The sequence below is a fragment of the Hymenobacter gummosus genome, assembly GCF_003970915.1.
GTDB classification, from domain to species: domain Bacteria; phylum Bacteroidota; class Bacteroidia; order Cytophagales; family Hymenobacteraceae; genus Solirubrum; species Solirubrum gummosum.
Genome location: NZ_RXOF01000005.1, coordinates 192,344 through 209,711, shown reverse-complemented (window position 1 = coordinate 209,711; position 17,368 = coordinate 192,344). Strand labels below are relative to the sequence as shown.

Below are 17,368 nucleotides of genomic sequence, written 5' to 3'. Positions count from 1 at the left end.
TTCGTACTGCTTAATGACTTTTTAATAACACAAGTGGTTATTGATGACAGACTTTATGCTATCCGAAAAGGAATCTTACCTGAATGAAAAACAAAAGCCCGACCAGTAATGGTCGGGCTTTGCGTTAATAACCAGGATTTTAAATATCCTAGTACCCTGTGTTTTGTACAAGATTTGGGTTGCGCTGCAATTCGTTCGCCGGAATTGGCAAAATAGAGCGAGGATCGTTCCATGCCAGGGCCGGCACCTTGATAGTGCCGGTGCCGTGTTCCGGTACGAACGCCGCGGTGCGAAGCAAGTCGTAGTAGCGGTGGCCTTCGAAAGCAAGCTCGAAGCGGCGCTCTGTCAGAATAGCATCAATCAAGGCCTGGGCGTTGGCAAAGCTGGCGGTGGTGTACGAAGCGGCGGAAGTCGGCTTCGAACGGTCACGCACTTGGTTCAGCAGGCTAACGGCCTCGGTGGTAATTCCGCTGGTGCGAGCCAGAGCTTCGGCGCGGTTGAGCAGAATTTCCGGGTAGCGCACAATCGGAATCCAGGCTCCGCGGTTCGAGTTGCCGGCCGCGCCGCTGGGCAGGTTACCGGTATACTTGCGCGTCCACCAGCGGGCCGGGGGCGGGGAGGTGCGGTAAACGGTCAGATCAAGGCGACGCCGGTCAGTGTTAGCTGCCGTGGAACCGTTGGGAATCGGTAGGTTATTAGCGGAGTTGAACGGACCGGGCAGCGCCCGAACGTACGGCCCTATCGAAATGCTGGTGCCCGGTGCGTAGAACTGCCCGATAGCCGCGTTGGTATTCGGGTTATCGTTCTGCGACATAGCAATGAAGAAGATTGATTCCGTATCGGAGACAAAATTCCGTTCTTCCCCGGCCGTCACGCTGAATGCGTCCTTGGCCTCCGCGTTCATCTGGTGGCGGGTAGAGGTAATTACCAGATTGGCATAACGCGCGGCGCTGTCATACTGCATCTGGTAGAGGTACACGCGTGACAACAGGCCGCAAGCCGCGTCCTTGGTTGCCCGGGCCACGTTAAGGTTAGTTGAGCCTTGATTTACCGGCAAGCCTTTGATGGCGTCCTTCAGGTCCTGAGTAACCTGTTCGTATACCTGCTTGACCGTAGCGCGGGGCTTCTGCTGGGCTGGTTGGTATGCTTCAGTGCCATCTGGCGCGTCCAGCTGAATCGGCACGCCTAGGTGTGAGCCGTCAGGGCTGAACCGGTAAGGATGGGCAAACAGGTTGACGAGCGTGAAGTGGCAGAGCGCGCGGATGAATTTGGCCTCTGCGATGTACTGGTTGTACTTGTCGGCGGGAATACCGGCACCATTACGCCGAGTCAATTCCCGAATCATGTAGTTGGCCATGTACATGCTGCGGTAGCCCCCGGCCCAAGCACCTAGAGCGTTGCCGTCGCCCGATTGCAGGGTACTGGTAGCCAAATTCTGAAAGCCAGACGGCAAATCGACATCATCGGAACGGACGTCGCTGTAAATCAAAGCGAAGCTGCCCAGAAATTCGCCATCCTGCAACGCGTCATACATCCCAGCCGCCGCCTTGTCTACGCGTCCTGGCGAAGAGAATACGTCGTCGGGGTTGAAGTCCTGTGGTGATTGTTGATCAAGCAATTCGCAGCCCGCGCCGGCGGTCAGCAACAGGCTAAGCAATGCGGCCCGGCCTATAAAAGGAAAGGTAAGTTTCATGAAACGTCTCGGCGAAAAATCAGAAATCAATGTTGAAGCCAGCGGTGTACGTCCGTACCTGCGGGTTGGAACGCTGGTCAATTCCGTATGCAATGTTGCTGTTCGTCCCCTCGTTAGCAGCTACGTTTACTTCGGGGTCAAGGCCGCTGTACTTAGTGAACACAAAAGCGTTCTGAACCATTGCAAATAAGTTGACGCGCGACGAGCCGAACTTTTGACTGATAGCAGTCGGCAGTAGGTAAGCTAGGCGCACCTGACGTACACGTAGGAAATCACCCTTCTCCATAAATAGGGTAGAGCTGCGCTGGTGCTGGTTTTGGTTGATGAACAAACGCGGAATGTTGGTTTCATCACCGGGCTGGCGCCAACGGTCCAGAATCTGGGTAGTGTTGTTAGTAGCGCTGAATGTGAGCAGTTGCGAGCGAGTAGAGTTGTAGAGGTAGTTGCCGCCGCTGTATTGCAAGAATATTTCCAACTGCAATCCTTTATAGCTGAACGTGTTGTCAAAACCACCCATCCATTTGGGGAAGCCAGTTTTGCCAGTCCATTGACCATCAGTTTGCGTCGAAGGTTCTGGTACTGGCTGTCCGTTCAGCGTCGATTCGCCGTTGTGCAACCAAGTACCAGCCGGAAGTCCATAATTGTACTCGCGCACGTTGCCGTTGGCGTCAAGCCACTGCGGGTTACCGTTTGCCGGATTTACCCCTACCCAACGCAAAAGATTGTATTCGGTGATTGGGTGGCCCTCACTGGCGAAGCGATACACTACGCTGCTCTGTACGTCGCCAGCAGGTAACTCCGTTACGCGGTTGACCAAATATGAGTAGTTAAAAGACGATGTCCACTTGAACCCGGTAGGCGTTTCTAGGTTAGTAGTGTTCAGCGTCAGTTCAACGCCTCTGTTATACATTCTACCAACGTTACGGAACTTAGAAACGAGTGGCAGGCCGGGGTCATTAGGAATTCCGGAAGAATATGGTGCCGGCACGCCTAGTAGTAGGTTATCAACGTCGTTGCTGAAGAAATCGAAATTGATGCCAATTCGGTCCTTTAGAATGGAAGCATCAAACCCTATATCCAGCTTTTTACCCGTCTCCCAGCGCAGACTAGGGTTATTGAGTTTATTGATAGCAAAGCCCGGGTAGATGCCGTATTGACCTTGGCCAATGAGGGTAGCAGCAGCGTATGAGCTAATACCAGCACTATTGCCCACTAGGCCGTAGCTAGCTTTCAGCTTCAGATCGTTGATGACGCTTATATCACTCATAAATGCCTCCCGCGAGATGCGCCAGCCTACCGACGCCCCTGGGAAAAACCCCCAGCGTTCCTGCTCACCAAAACGTGAGCTAGCATCGCGACGGGCTGTAAACGTAGCGTAGTATTTATCCGAAAAGGCATAGTTGAGGCGCCCGAACAACGACTGCCAAGCCGTTACGTCGCGCGAAGTACCTTGACCCGACTGTAGCGGGTCGAAGAGCCCGGAATAGTTGTCTTTGAAAATCGGGTCAGCGAGGAAAGCGCCGCTCGTGAACGAAGCTTCGTAGGTTTCCAGGTTCTGCTCGTAACCGAAAGTGGCGTCGATATTATGGTTGTCGCCAAACAGGTGCGAGTATGTAGCGTAGTTCTGCCAAGTCGTGAGCGTGTTGTCAGCCCGCGTCTTTTGCACCAAGCCGCCCAAGCCGTTCACGCCCCCAAAGTCAAAGCCTAGGCCCGCAATGCTCGGGTCGCTGTACTGGTACTCATAGTTATTAATATAGTCGACCCCGAACTTCGTCGTCACGCTCAGGCCTTTCAGCGGCGTGACGGTGAGGTACGCATTGCCCAGCAGGCGCCGCTGTGTGTTGTTGTTGTTGTTCAGCTTCAGCGTGGCCAGCGGATGGTACAGGCGACCTGCCGTGCCGGTGTAAGGTATGTAAGTAGTCAAACCGACGTTGCTACCCTGCCCCAGATACCGCTGGTCGTCCAAGTAATATGACCCGTCAGCATTATACACCGGGATGTTAGGCTGCGCGTTTAGGGCCCCGAAGGTGGGGGAGGCGAAGAAGTTGCTGGTCAGGTTTGGCCCGAGCACTCCTTGGTTATAGGCGTGGTTGAAGCTCATGTTCACTCCGGCCTTGGCCCAGGTTTTCGGCGTCAGCTCCATATTGATGCGGCCATTGGCGCGCCGCAGCCGGTTGGATACGATGGTGCCTTTCTGGTCGGAGTAGCCTACCGACGCGTAGTAGCTGCCTTTATCGTTACCGCTGGTCAAGGCCAGTTGGTAATCTTGGATGTAGCCGCGCTGGTAGATCTGGTCTACCCAGTTGGTGTCGTCTTCCACGCCATCCATATTCGCGTCGCCGTTGATGGCAATTGGGGCGGCGTTAGGCAGCGCGTTGTTCAGCTTTTCGTTGGTGATGTCACGGAATTCCGAGGCATTCAGCAGCTTGGGCAGCTTGGTGGGCTCCATCATGCCACCCGACACGTTCAGCGTCAGCTTGGATTGTCCACTCTTACCCTTTTTGGTTGTAATCAGAATTACCCCGTTGGTAGCGCGCGAGCCGTAGATGGCCGCCGCCGAGGCATCCTTCAGCACCGTCATCGACTCGATATCATTCGGGTTGATGTCGGCCAGCGGGTTATAGCGCAGACCGGAGGTCATGATGTTCAAGTTGCCGAACTCCGTCATCGGCACCCCGTCAATCACGAACAGCGGCTGCGAGCTGCCATTAATGGAGTTGATGCCGCGGATACGCACCGTCACGGCGTCACCGAGCGTACCGCTGCTGTTGGTGATTTGCACCCCGGCTACCCGACCAGCCAGCGCCTGATCGGCGCTCTGCACGGGCTGCGAAGTAAGCTTGGTTTGATCCAGCTTAGCAAAGGAACCGGTGATGTCCTTCACATCCTGCGACCCGCCATACCCCGTTACCACAACCTCGCTGGTCATCTTGGTGTCCGTAGCCAGGCCAATGTTGAACTTGGTTTCATTGCCAACGGGCAACTCCACCGACATGTAACCTACCGAGCTAATGCGTAGCGTTTTAGCGCCAGCGGGTAGGTCGAGCGCGAAAGTGCCATCGGCATTGGTAGATACCCCGACTGTAGTGCCAGGCACTACAATCGTGACGCCAGGAATTCCCTCTCCGGTAGCGCGGTCAGTGACACGCCCAGAGACGCTCCGGGATTGGGCGTTTGCTTGGTGCACAATGGCCGCCAAGGGGATTAAGCCCAGTAAAAGTTTGTTCATGCGTTGAAAAAAAGTTGACGGGTGTGTGTTATGGAGGGTTTTGTGCTTTGGGTGGCAGGTACTTCGCAGAGGTTCAGCGCATATAAATAAAGCTTAAGTCAGTATCGTCACAGTAAGTCTAGGGTAGGTAGCTAGTAATGAGTCTGCTAATATAGGTAGTCGTGGGGCAAAGGTGTATGATATCGGGTAGGTCGTTTACGCCAGGCTGACCTGCTCCATTGCGAATCACCAGGTGATGGACCTAGGGTAGTTGCTATATAAATATTTAATATTTGAATATTCATAAACCATGGCTTTGCATTATATATAATAAAATGAATAATAATTGCTTTAGTGTTAATGAACCAGCGCATTCATAAAAGCTATTGTGAAATCAGGGTCATCCCGCTGGTAGTCTTTGTAATACGTTGACAAAGTTCTAACACGCCTCACAAACTAAAAGCACAAGTTAGCGTGTAAAAACACAAACTATGATTAAATATTTTTTAATGCAAAGGTTGGAATATCAACGTGGTAGATTCGAAAGGAGTAGAGGAATTTGGAATAAATACAATGTTTTTATAGCTGGATATATGGTTTTAGTTTATACGTAAAGTTATATTTTACTACTTGGAATAAGACTTGTTTAGGGTAACAAAGACAAGTGTGGTTGCTTTGGATATAATCAACTAATTAAAGAGGATTAATCTCAGAAATAAGCCGAGGAATTTGATGGGCAAGCCAGCTCAAATCTCTAGACAGCAGTGGTTATTGCGTTGGTAATCTGTGGTTTGATTTTTAATAGACGGGTAGCGAGCATACAGGTGAACTTCCGATGATAGTGTCGTGGTGGATACTGGTCAATTGTGTTTGTCTAGTAATCGAGCGACTTTCTGATAACCATTCTCTGCGCTTATAGCTATGGGCCAAACATAAAATTGATTATGTTTGGCGACACTCATTCACCATCACTCACTTTCTTCAAATGAAAAAACTTCTAGTTGCGTCGCTGCTGATGGCTCCCTTAGCGGTGCACGAAGCAGCAGCGCAGGGCCGATCCATCTCGGGTCGTGTTCTTGATGCTTCCAGTGGACAGGGCCTACCTGGTGTGACGGTTCTGGTTAAAGGCACTACCAATGGTGCTTCAACTAATGCGGACGGGTCTTATACCCTGAACGTAGCAGCTGACGCCGCCACTCTAGTTTTCTCCTCTATCGGTTACGTAACGGTAGAGCGGCCTATCGGCAATGGGTCGGTTGTCAACGTCACGCTGAACAACGATACCAAACAGCTAGGCGAAGTTGTAATCACCGGTGGCTTGGGTTTACAGCGCCAAGCTAAAGAAATCGGTTACGCTACGGCTAAGATTGAGGCACAAGAGCTTAACCAAGCCCGCGTAACCAATGTCACGAATGGTCTAGCTGGCAAAGTCTCAGGTTTGCAAATCCAGACACTGAGTAACGGTATCAATCCGCAGGTACGAGTAACGCTGCGCGGTACTCGTTCGCTGACAGGCGAAAACCAAGCACTGATTGTACTTGACGGAGTATTGGTGCCCAATGACGTGCTGACTGCATTGAACCCGGACGATATTGCTGATGTGACTATCCTTAAGGGGGCTAACGCAGCAGCTATCTACGGTTCACAGGCTTCTAACGGTGCACTAATTATCACTACGAAAAAAGGTAGCACGACACCGACTGTTACCTTCTCGCATACTTCGCAGTTTGAGGAAATCAGCTTCCTGCCCAAACTGCAGGAGGAATTTGGCCTTGGTTCGAACGAGTACTTCGACCCGAACGATCCGGCCACCTTCTTCGATAACTACATTCCGTACGAAAACCAACAGTACGGTCCGCGTTTCAACGGACAGATGGTGCCAGTTGGTGAACCGATCGGCAGCGCTAGCGGCGACTCGCAAATGCTACCGTATCAGGCTTTCCCGGATGAGCGCCGCAAATTCTTCAACCGCGGCTACCAGATGCAGAACAACGTATCGTTTGCAGGCGGGGACGAGAAGAGTAAGATATTCCTCTCTTTCCAAAACGTGCGTAATAATGGTATCGTACCCAAGGATGTATTTGACCGCAACACCTTCCGTCTGAATGCTTCGCGTGAGTTTGGCAAGCTGAAAGTTGGTTTCAATACCTCATACTCCCAGAAGCGCATCGACGCTACGTCCAACTTGGACCGTGACAACTCAGTGTACTGGAATATTATTAACACGTCGGTTCAAATACCGATTCGCCGTTATAAAAACTGGCAATCGGATTTCTATTCGACGCCGGATAACTATTACAACGAGTACTACCAGAACCCGTACTTCATCCTTGACAACAACCGGGTACGTAGCCGCGAAGACTACTTGATCGGCAACGTTGACTTAGGATACAAGCTGACGGACTGGGCTTCAATCCAGTACCGTCTAGGGGGGACCATTGCTAACCAAGCCAGCAACACGTACCAGAACCAATTTACATACAGCGTTTACAGCGTAAGCCGTGGCGCCCGTCGCGACATTCCTGGCTTCGTGTTGGAGCAAACCAGCGCTAACACGCGTTTGAACTCTGATTTGTTTATCAACCTGAACAAGTCGTTTGGTGACATCACGATAAGCGGTATTCTGGGTAACAACGTGCAGCATGGTGTCTCGCGTTGGACCAACACGCGCTCCTCGGCACTGGCCGTACCGGATGTATTTAACTTGGAAAACCGGGTTGGGGCCATTCAGGGTAGCGCCGCAACGTACCGTTACCGGCAGTTCTCGTTCTTCGCTGATGCAACTTTGGGCTTCCGCGACATCTACTTCCTGCATGGTTCGGTTCGTAACGACCAGACCTCGCTGCTGAGCAAGAAGAATCGTTCCATCGTGTACCCGAGCGTTGACGCTTCCGTGGTCTTCACGGATGCTATTCCTGGGTTGAAGGACAACTCTTTCTTGAACTACGGCAAAATCCGCGCTGGCATTGCTCGTGTAGGGCAGTTCAACGTGGGCAGCGGCCGGGTCGGTGTAGCCGAAACCTATGGTGCTTACGCGTTAGAACCGTTCTTTGGTCTGGGCAGTGGATTCCCCTTCGGCCCGATTACTTCGTTCACTGCCAGCAACCAGCTCATCAGCCCGGACCTGAAGCCGGAATTCACCACTTCATATGAAGTGGGTACGGAATTGGCTTTCTTGAATCGTCGAGCCAATTTTGCGGCTACCTACTATTTCCAGAACTCGACGAACCAGACCGTTTCGGCTGGGGTGTCGCGCACGACCGGCTTTAGCAGCTACTTGCTGAATGCAGGTAAAGTGCAGAACAAGGGGGTGGAACTGGATCTGAACATCACGCCGATTCAGTTGGATAACAGCCTGACCTGGAAAGTAGGGGCCAACTACAACTACAACAACAACGAGGTCAAGGCAATTACGACTGACATCACCGAACTGGCGCTGTCGACTGGTGGTAACGCCCAGGTGTACGCTATTGTAGGCCAGCCTTACCCGGTGCTGCGTGGCAGCTACTACGTAAAGGATGACCAGGGCCGCACCGTAGTGACTCCGACTGCGGTGGCCGGGCACGGTACCCAGTATTTCCCGACTAAAGCTTCGGATCTTAAGGTTTTCGGCAACACGCTGCCTAAGCACAAGTATGGTTTTAATACCAGCTTGGCCTTCAAAGGAATCACGTTGGCAGCGCAGGCTGAATACCGTACGGGCTACTACGTATACCACTCCATCGGAGAAAACCTTGACTTCACCGGGGGCTCACAGCGTAGCGCTGAGTATGGCCGTCTGCCCTTCGTATTCCCCAACTCGTCGGTACGTAATCCCGATGGTACGTTCTCGGCCAATACTTCCAACCTGACGCCAGGTGGGGCTGAGTTCTTCGCCAACGCGGCTTACAATACGACTGTAGCCGAGAACTACGTGACCAAGGGTGACTTCTTTAAGATCCGGGAAGTTTCTCTGAGCTACAGCGTGCCTGCTTCCTTACTGGAGTCGACTCGCGTGATTAAAGGTGTGTCATTGAATCTTTACGCGCGGAATTTGTATACCTGGGTACCCAAGGAGAACCAGTGGACGGACCCGGAGTTCAGCTTCGGCAACTCCAACTCCAACGCAGTGGGTATTAATACCATCAACCAAACCCCGCCGACCCGTTTCTACGGAGCGAGCCTTTCCGCGACTTTCTAAGACTTAGTTGAACATGAAGCGAAATTTTAAAGTATGGGCAGCGTTGGCTATTACGGCCACGACGCTGGCTACTACGGGTTGCGACAAATTTCTGGACGTCAACGAAAACCCGAACAACCCGCTCACCGCTACGCCGCAAGCGGTGCTGGCGCAGGCCTTGAATGCTACGGCCACCAACTTTGCTTCCCAATACAATAACTACGGTAACTGGGTAGCAGCCTATTGGGGCAAAAGCGGTACGGTGAACGGCTACAACGAGGAGCGTACGTACAACTACAGCAGCCTATACAATCAGGGCCTGTGGAACAACACTTACGACAACCTGTACGACTACCAACTGATCGAACAGTTGTCCAACGAGCAGGGACGCCCGAATTTGGCTGCTGTTGCCAAGATCATGAAGGTGTACAACTTCCAGCTGCTGGTGGATCAGTACGGGGACATACCGTATTCGCAGGCTCTGAACGGGCTGCAAAACGTGTTGCCTAAGTACGACAAAGCCGAAGACATCTATAAGGACTTCGTCGTGAAGCTGACGGAAGCCACCACTACGCTGGCTACGTTGCCGACTGACACGCGCGTGTTGGCCAACGAAGACATCGTGTTCGGTGGTGGAGCGGCTGCGCACACTAGCTGGCAGCGTTTTGCCAACACCCTGCGTCTGCGTATTCTGTTGCGTATGTCCAACGTACAGTCGCTGCAGGCTTACGTGACCACGGAGATGACACGACTGGCCTCAGCTCCGGGCGGCTTCCTGACGACGGATGCCCAAGTACAACCAGGCTTCATTCAGTCGGAAGGCCAGCAAAGCCCGTTCTACAACCGTTATGGTGTAGTATCTTCGGGCTTGGCCAGTGCCACGGAGCGTAACTATGTGCAGCCTACGCAGTACATCATCGACCAGTATCAGAACAATGGTCCTGATCCGCGCCTGACCCGCTTGTACACTCCCGCCACGGTAGCACCTTACGCTAACGTATACCGCGGTGTGGTACTGGGCGAAAGCAATATTCCGGCTCTGGGCAACTATGCCCGTTTGCGCCTGGGCGGGGGCCTGCTCAAAGCTTTCGACCAACCAGTGCCGCTCATCCTGTTGGCTGAGAGTAAGTTTTTGCAGGCAGAAGCAAAGCTGAAAGGATTCTTGCCCGGCGGTGACGCAGCTGCTAAGACGGATTATCAAGATGGTATTCGGGCTTCGTTCGTGTACTTCTATGCCCCTGCTCCCAGCCAGCGCTCCACGACGGCTGACCAGTCGGCTAACGCAGTGCCTAACTATGACCTGTACCTCACCCGTAACGCTGCCAATCCGCTAGTAAACTGGGATGTACCGGGCACCGGCGCTAATGCTGTAAGCAAGGAACAAAAGATTTACTATCAGAAGTACCTTGCGTTCAATACGGTTGAAAGCATCGAGGCTTGGAGCGAGTACCGGAGAACTGGTTACCCCCGTATTCCGGCTTCGATCGAGTCGTCCTCGACGCGCCCCGACAAGCTGCCTGTGCGCTTGCTGTATCCGCAAACGGAGATTGCGACGAACCTGAACAATATTCCGACTGGCATCAACCAGTTCACGAGCAAAATTTTCTGGGACGTAGTTGACTAAGCAGTCAGCCTGGACAAAAAAGAGGTTGGGACTTCCCAACCTCTTTTTCTTTGTTCCCTTCCGCTGCAACCTCACTGCGTTGCGGCTCCAATAAAAAGCCCCATTGGTAAATCCAATGGGGCTTTTTATTGAGCGTATCAGCTGCGGTTAGTTCTCCATCAACCAAGCCTTGATATACTCATCTAAGTCACCGTCGAGTACATTTTGCACGTCGGTACGCTCTACGCCGGTGCGGATGTCCTTGATGAGCTTGTAGGGGTGTAGCACGTAGTTGCGGATCTGGGAGCCGAAGTCGATACGCTTTTTACCAGCTTCTACTTCGGCCCGGGCGGCGTTGCGCTTGTCCATTTCGATCTGGTACAGGCGCGACTTCAGCATCCGCAGGGCGTGTTCTTTGTTCATCAATTGACTACGCTCAATCTGCACGGCGATGATGATACCGGAGGGGGCGTGGGTCAGGCGCACGGCGGTTTCTACCTTGTTCACGTTCTGTCCGCCGGCACCACCGGCCCGGAACGTGTCCCAGGTGATGTCAGCGGGGTTGATGGTGATGTTGATGGTATCATCAACGACAGGATAGGCGAAGACGGAGGCGAAGGAGGTGTGCCGCCGGCCGCTGCTGTCGAAGGGGGAGATGCGCACGAGGCGGTGCACGCCGATTTCGCTTTTCAAGTAGCCGTAGGCGAATTGGCCGTCGATTTCCAGGGTGGCCGACTTGATACCGGCGCCTTCGCCCGGCTGGTAGTTCACCTCGCGGACCGAGAAGCCGTGCTTTTCGCCCCACATGATGTACATGCGCATGAGCATTTCGGCCCAGTCCTGGCTTTCGGTGCCGCCCGCGCCGGGGTTGATTTCGACGATGGCCGAGAGCTGGTCTTCCTCATTGGAGAGCATGCGCTTGAACTCCAATTGTTCCACGGCCTGGACGGTTTTGTCGTACTCGGCGCGCATTTCGGCTTCCTCCACGTCGCCTTCCTTGTAGAACTCGAAGAGTACATCGAGGTCGTCGAGGGTTTTTTCGACGGCTTCGTAGTCGTCGGTCCACACCTTGATGCCTTTCAGCTCTTTGAGGGTGGCCTCGGCCTTCTTGGAGTCGTCCCAGAAGCCGGCGGACTGGCTCTGACTTTCCAGCTCGGTTACCTGGGCTTTGCGGTTATCGTAGTCAAAGGTACCTCCTCAAGGCCTCCACGCGGCCTCTCAGGTCTTTCACTTGGTCTGCAGTCATTCTGCTGGGAAAGGGTAGCGGGGTGAAAAATAGCGGACCATCGGGCGGTCCGAGCGTCAGGCTGACGACTTAGGCTGGGCAAAGGTAGCCGCTGCCAAAGAGTACGCCCGCCACTGGCCTAAATAAAGCCAGTAGCGGGCGTAGGGAAATAGAGTTGCGGCTTTACACCCGCACCATCCAGCCGTGGGGGTCGGGTGCCTGGCCGGCGCGAATTTCATCCAGGGCCTTGCCGACGCGGCGCGCAAAGGCGGCATCGGTCAGGGCGGGCAAGTCGTAATCCTTGCCTTCGAAGCCGATAACGGCCATGGGCGCAATAGTGGCGGCGGTGCCGACGCCGAAGGCTTCCTGGAGAGTCCCGTTCTGCAGAGCGTCGATGATTTCGTGCACCGATACCTTGCGCTCCTCCACGGGCATGCCCCAGTCGCGGGCCAGTTGCAGCACGCTCTTGCGGGTAATGCCGTCGAGGATGGACGAGCTGGTGGCGGGCGTGACGACGCGGCCGTCGATGACGAAAATGGCGTTCATCGTGCCGGATTCCTCCACGTAGCGGTGCTCGGAGGCATCAGTCCAGATGAGCTGGTTGTAGCCTTCCTTCTGGGCCAGCTTGGTGGGGTACATGGCCGCGCCGTAGTTGCCGGCGTTTTTGGCGTAGCCGGCGCCGCCCTCCGCCGAGCGCACGTACTTCTCCTCGAAGCGCACCCGGATGGGCTTGCTGTAGAAGGGGCTGGAGGGCGAGGTGATGATGAGGAAGCGGTAGGTATCGGAGGGACGCACGCCGAGCAGGCCGTCGGTGGCAAACATCAGCGGGCGGATGTAGAGCGAGCAGCCGTCGGCGGAGGGCACCCAGTTAGCATCGAGGCGCACGAGCTGCAGCAGGCCCTGCATAAACAGCTCCTCCGGAATCTCGGGCATGCACATGCGCTGGGCCGAGAGGTTCAGGCGGCGGCAGTTGTCGAGCGGGCGGAAGAGCTGCACGCCGCCGTCGGCGGTGCGGTAGGCCTTCATGCCCTCGAAGATGGACTGCCCGTAGTGCAGGGCCGAGTTGGCCGGGCTCAGCGGCATGTCGCCGTAGGGCACAATGCGCGGCTCCTGCCACTCGCCGTTGGCGTAGTCCACCACGAACATGTGGTCGGCGAAGGTTTTGCCAAATTCGATGTTGGCCGGGTCAAGCTCGCCCAGGCGCGAGGCCGTGGTGCGCTGGGTGGAAATCGTCAGCGTATCAAGCATTGAATGGGGAGGAAAGCGTGGGGGGAATGCAGAAAAAATGGGTCGGAAGCGGAGAGAGAGGGGAGGAACCAGGGCTAGACCGGGCGTTGGCGCGGCTGCCAGGCTACCTCTTCGGCACCGAGGGCGTGGCCCATCCAGCGTGCCAGCACAAACAGATAATCCGAGAGTCGGTTCAAATACTGCACGACTAACTCGGGCACGAAGGAGTCTTCGCGCAGGGCAATAACCAGCCGCTCGGCGCGGCGGCACACGCAGCGGGCCACGTGAGCCTGCGACACGGCCGGGTGGCCGCCGGGCAAAATGAAGTTGCGCAGCTCGGGCAGCACCTCGTTCATCCGGTCCATTTCCTGCTCCAGCTCACTCACGTCGGCGTCGAGCAAATCAGGCAGCTGCATGCGGGAACGTTCGGGGTCGGAGGCCAGGGTGGCGCCGACGGTGAACAGGCGGTCCTGCACGTGCTTGAGCAGGGCGCGGTGGGGATGGTTCACGTCCTGGTCGCGCACCATGCCCAGCCAAGAATTCAGCTCGTCGACGGTGCCATAGGCCTCAATGCGCAGGCTGGATTTCGGTACGCGGGTGCCGCCGATGAGGGAAGTCAGGCCCTGGTCGCCGGTGCGGGTGTATATCTTCACGGAAACGAAGCTGAGTTCAGTGGAAAGACAAACGGCCGTTCGTAAGAAGAACGTTTCACCGAAAGTTACGGGAAAAGAAATGCCCCGACGGCGCATCGGGGCACAACCTTGAAAGCCAATAGACTACCGCAGCGGAAGGGTTGAAGGGGTTAGGTGTGCAGCACCACTTGGTGCTTGTGGACGTCGTGGTTGGGCAAATCGGTTTCGATTTCCCCGTCGCGCAGGCGCACGATGCGGTGCGCGTAGCGGGCAATATCCTCTTCGTGGGTTACCATGATGATGGTATTGCCCTTGGCGTACAGGGCCTCGAACAGCTCCATGATTTCGTAGCTGGTCCGGGAGTCGAGGGCGCCGGTGGGTTCGTCGGCCAGCAGCACGCTGGGGTCGTTGACGAGGGCGCGGGCAATGGCCACGCGCTGGCGCTGCCCGCCCGACAGCTCGTTGGGCTTGTGCTTGGCGCGGTCGTGCAGGCCCACGGAGCGCAAGGATTCCATGGCCCGCTCCTCGCGCTCCGACTTGGAAAAGCCGGCGTAGATGAGCGGCAGGGCCACGTTGTCGAGGGCCGTGGCGCGGGGCAGCAGGTTGAACGTCTGGAAGACGAAGCCGATTTCCTTGTTGCGCACGTCGGCCAGCTGGTTATCCGTCATGCGGCTCACGTCTTTGCCGTTGAGGATGTACTGGCCGGTGGTGGGCGTATCGAGGCAGCCGACGATGTTCATCAGCGTGGATTTGCCGGAGCCCGAAGGGCCCATGAAGGCCACGTACTCGCCGCGCGGAATGCTGATGGTGACGGAGCGCAGAGCGTGGATTTCCTCGGTGCCCATCCGGTACACTTTGGAAATGCTGGAGGTTTGGATGACAGGCGGCAGCATAGGGTTGGGGTTAGTTCCAGGGTGCTGCGGCGGCCTGGTGGATGACGCGCCGCTTGTCGTATTGGCTACGAAAGATAGAATATTCTGTGGATGGAAGCAACGTGCCAAGTTTATTCAGCGACGAAATTGCATACTCATCCAAGCCCGCGTCGGCGGCGGTCAGCACCAGGTTCTTGAGCACCGGGACGGATTCAGGATTGTAGGACGCGGCCCGCTGCAGCAGCTCGTAGGCCGTCAGCAGGTCGCGCTGACGAGTGAAAAAAGCCGCGGCAGCCAGCACACCGGCCTCGTCGTACGGGTCGGCCTGCACCAGGCGGCGGTAGGCAGCCGCGGCCTTTTTCGGGGAGGCAGCTTCCTGCGCCGTCGCTTGCTGGTAGGCTTGGGCCAAGGGACGGGCCGGGGCGGGTGGGGCAGGGGCGGGGCCGTTGAGCAGGCGCTGCAGCGGTGCGGCAGCAGCCGGGGAAGCCTTGATGGCGCGCTGGGCCAGGGCCCGGGCCGAATCGGGCTGGCCGGCCCAGAAGAGCGCGTGGACGACGGGCACGGCGGCCGCAGCGTTGCCGGCTTCCTGGGCCTGCTGCAGCCGGGCGGCGGCGCTGGCGTACAGGCCACGCTCCAGCAGGTACTGGCCCAGCAGCTGGTGGTAGTAGCCCCCGGCGCTGCCGTTGGTGAGGGCCTCGAGCTGGTCGGCGCCCGCGGCGGGGCGGGGGCTGCGCAGCAGTTGCAGGCCGCTCAGGAAAGTCAGCTGGTCGGTAAAAGCCTGATTCCCGCCCACCAGTCGCAGCTCCTGCACCAGGGGCAGCAGCGTGGTATCGCGGCGCGCGGCCTGAGCCAGCCCGACGTGGTAGAGCTGGGCAAACTGCGGCACGGTCAGCACCGAGTCGAAGGCGGGGCGGGCGGCAGCCACGGACTGGAAGCGGCCCTGCTGCAAGTCCAGCAGCCAGGCGTTGTTCTGCCAGGCCGGCCAATCGAGCTTGGGCGCCTCCTGCACGGCCTGCCGGGCGGCGGGCCGCTGTTCGTTTTGCAGCAGGTAGGCCAGCCAGTTGGTGTGGGCTACGGGGTTGTCAGCGTCGGCGGCCAGGGCGCGGCGCTGGTAGTACTGTACCGAGTCGATGAGGGCCGAGCGGGTGTAAAGCTGGGCCATTTCGGCGTTGAGCCGGGCACTGGCGGGCAGCGCCCGCAGCCCCTGGCGCAACAGCTGCTGCCGGTCGAAAAAGTCGGCGGGCTGGTCGAAGCGGGCACTCAGGCGCAGCAGCACCTTTTCGCTGGGCTCCCGCTGCAGGGCTTGCACCAGCACGTTGATTTCGTTTTGCCGCTGGGCGCGCTGCTGAAACAGCGCGGCCCGGCCCAGGGCGGCCCGGGCGTTGCGCGGGTCGAGCTGGTCGGCCTCGGCGTAGTACCGCTCAGCCAGGGCCGCCAGGTAGAGGTTGTCGGGCTGCTGGGCGCTCTGGTAGCGCGTCAAATCCCCGAGCTGAATGTATTCGCCGGCGCGGGCCAGGTCCAGCACGTCGAACTTATTGCGCAGCAGTACCCCGGCCACGATGAGCGTGCCCAGCGCGTACATGGCGAAGAAAGGCATCCGGCGCGGGTCGTAGGCCACGCGGTGCACCTGCTTCTTGGCCTGAATCAGCGGGGCGAAGTTGACCAGCACGTAGGCGAAAAAGGCCAGGCCCAGGGCCGCCAGAATCAGGTTGGTAAGGTCGCGGCCGGCCTGCAGCAGCGGGGTATTGGCCGTGGCGGCGGCGTAGGCGGTGCCGCCCAGGGCCAGCAGCAGCAGCACCAGGTACAGCGGCGCGGCCGCCCGGTACGGCAGCCAGCCACTGTAGGTCGGCTCCCGCTTGGGCAGCGTCCACCAGCCGATGCCGGCTGCGGCCAGCAGCAGCAGATAAGGCTCCAGGTGCACCCCCGGCAGCACGGCCAGCTGGCCGCCGTTCCAGTAGTAGAGCCCCATGATGCCCAGCAGCAGCCCGCTCGACACGATGAAGGGTAGCAGGCCGAAGCGGCCGGCGGGGCTGGCGCCCTGCGTATTCAGCCAGAGCAGGCCGTAAATCAGTTCCCCGCCCAGCCAGAGGCTCAGCAGCGCTACCGCTGCCACTCCGGGCAGGGTGGCGTAAGCGGCCAGGTGCAAGATGACCAGCTCGGCGGGCTGCGGGGCCTGGGTAAATAGCAGGGCCGTGAGGCCGGCTACCAATGCTGTGAACAGCAGCAGCCGCCAGCCCAAATTCACCCGCTCGAAGAAAGCCTGCAGCAGAAACGCCGGCAACAGCAACACGCCCAGGGCCAGGATCAGCAGGTACTGCTGCGAGCCGCGGAACACTTCCAGCGCGTCGAGGCTGAGGGCCATCAGCAGGAAGATGACCAGGGCGGCCCCGCCCAGGAAAGCCGGGCGCGACAGGTGGCTGATAACGGCCAGCCACACGCTCAGTCCGAGGCCGAGCAGCAGCAGCCAGGCCGTAGCCGCCGCCGGCCACAGCTCAGGGCCGGCCACGTCGTAGGTCTGCGTGACGAGGTAGCCGTTGGCCTGCAGCGCGAGGCTGTCGGGGCCGGCGGGCAGTTGGGCCACGGTGACGGGCACGGGCACGAGCTGGGCCACGGTGCCAACGGGCAGCGTGTGCTCATCGCCCACAAACCAGGCGTAGAGGGCAAAGCCAAGGCCCGCCAGCAGCAGCGCGCCGAGCAGCAGCAGCAGCCAGCGCCAGACCGGCGGTCGGACCGATGAAAGAGTGGGCAC

Annotated in this window: 9 protein-coding genes; 2 read left to right on the top strand and 7 right to left on the bottom strand. The window is 57.3% G+C overall.

Features of this window, described 5'->3' with window-relative positions; translation table 11 throughout:
* Positions 1-148: 148 nt before the first annotated feature.
* A complete protein-coding gene (locus EJV47_RS10860) occupies positions 149-1,693 on the bottom strand; it encodes a RagB/SusD family nutrient uptake outer membrane protein (protein ID WP_126693178.1) in 1,545 nt (514 codons plus the stop codon).
* A gap of 19 nt (positions 1,694-1,712) precedes the next feature.
* Positions 1,713-4,922: a SusC/RagA family TonB-linked outer membrane protein gene (locus EJV47_RS10855; protein WP_126693177.1), complete on the bottom strand. Its 3,210-nt coding sequence runs from the start codon at positions 4,920-4,922 to the stop codon at positions 1,713-1,715.
* A gap of 964 nt (positions 4,923-5,886) precedes the next feature.
* Here EJV47_RS10855 and EJV47_RS10850 point away from each other — a divergent pair.
* Together EJV47_RS10850 and EJV47_RS10845 are read left to right on the top strand one after the other, a co-directional pair.
* Complete coding sequence (locus EJV47_RS10850) at positions 5,887-9,081, top strand: SusC/RagA family TonB-linked outer membrane protein (RefSeq protein WP_126693176.1); 3,195 nt, start codon at positions 5,887-5,889, stop codon at positions 9,079-9,081.
* Positions 9,082-9,094: 13 nt separating this feature from the next.
* On the top strand, positions 9,095-10,684 hold the full coding sequence (locus EJV47_RS10845; protein ID WP_126693175.1) for a SusD/RagB family nutrient-binding outer membrane lipoprotein: 1,590 nt from the start codon (positions 9,095-9,097) through the stop codon (positions 10,682-10,684).
* A gap of 147 nt (positions 10,685-10,831) precedes the next feature.
* On the opposite strand, the gene prfB is transcribed toward EJV47_RS10845, so the two are convergent.
* The 5 genes from prfB to EJV47_RS28000 form a co-directional block, all read right to left on the bottom strand.
* Positions 10,832-11,909, bottom strand: a protein-coding gene (gene prfB / locus EJV47_RS10840) for a peptide chain release factor 2 (protein WP_126693174.1) whose coding sequence is annotated in 2 segments (ribosomal slippage) — positions 10,832-11,857 and positions 11,859-11,909 — 1,077 coding nt in all. Because the reading frame shifts where the segments join, the coding sequence is not laid out codon by codon here.
* 162 nt (positions 11,910-12,071) lie between these two features.
* Complete coding sequence (locus tag EJV47_RS10835; RefSeq protein ID WP_126693173.1) at positions 12,072-13,136, bottom strand: branched-chain amino acid aminotransferase; 1,065 nt, start codon at positions 13,134-13,136, stop codon at positions 12,072-12,074.
* Positions 13,137-13,210: 74 nt separating this feature from the next.
* The gene (locus tag EJV47_RS10830) at positions 13,211-13,768 is read right to left on the bottom strand and encodes a cob(I)yrinic acid a,c-diamide adenosyltransferase (RefSeq protein ID WP_126693172.1); all 558 of its coding nucleotides are present in this window, start codon (positions 13,766-13,768) and stop codon (positions 13,211-13,213) included.
* Positions 13,769-13,917: 149 nt separating this feature from the next.
* On the bottom strand, positions 13,918-14,640 hold the full coding sequence (locus EJV47_RS10825; RefSeq protein ID WP_126693171.1) for an ABC transporter ATP-binding protein: 723 nt from the start codon (positions 14,638-14,640) through the stop codon (positions 13,918-13,920).
* 10 nt (positions 14,641-14,650) lie between these two features.
* Positions 14,651-17,368, bottom strand: coding sequence for a tetratricopeptide repeat protein (locus tag EJV47_RS28000; RefSeq protein ID WP_165903699.1), 2,718 nt, complete (start codon positions 17,366-17,368; stop codon positions 14,651-14,653).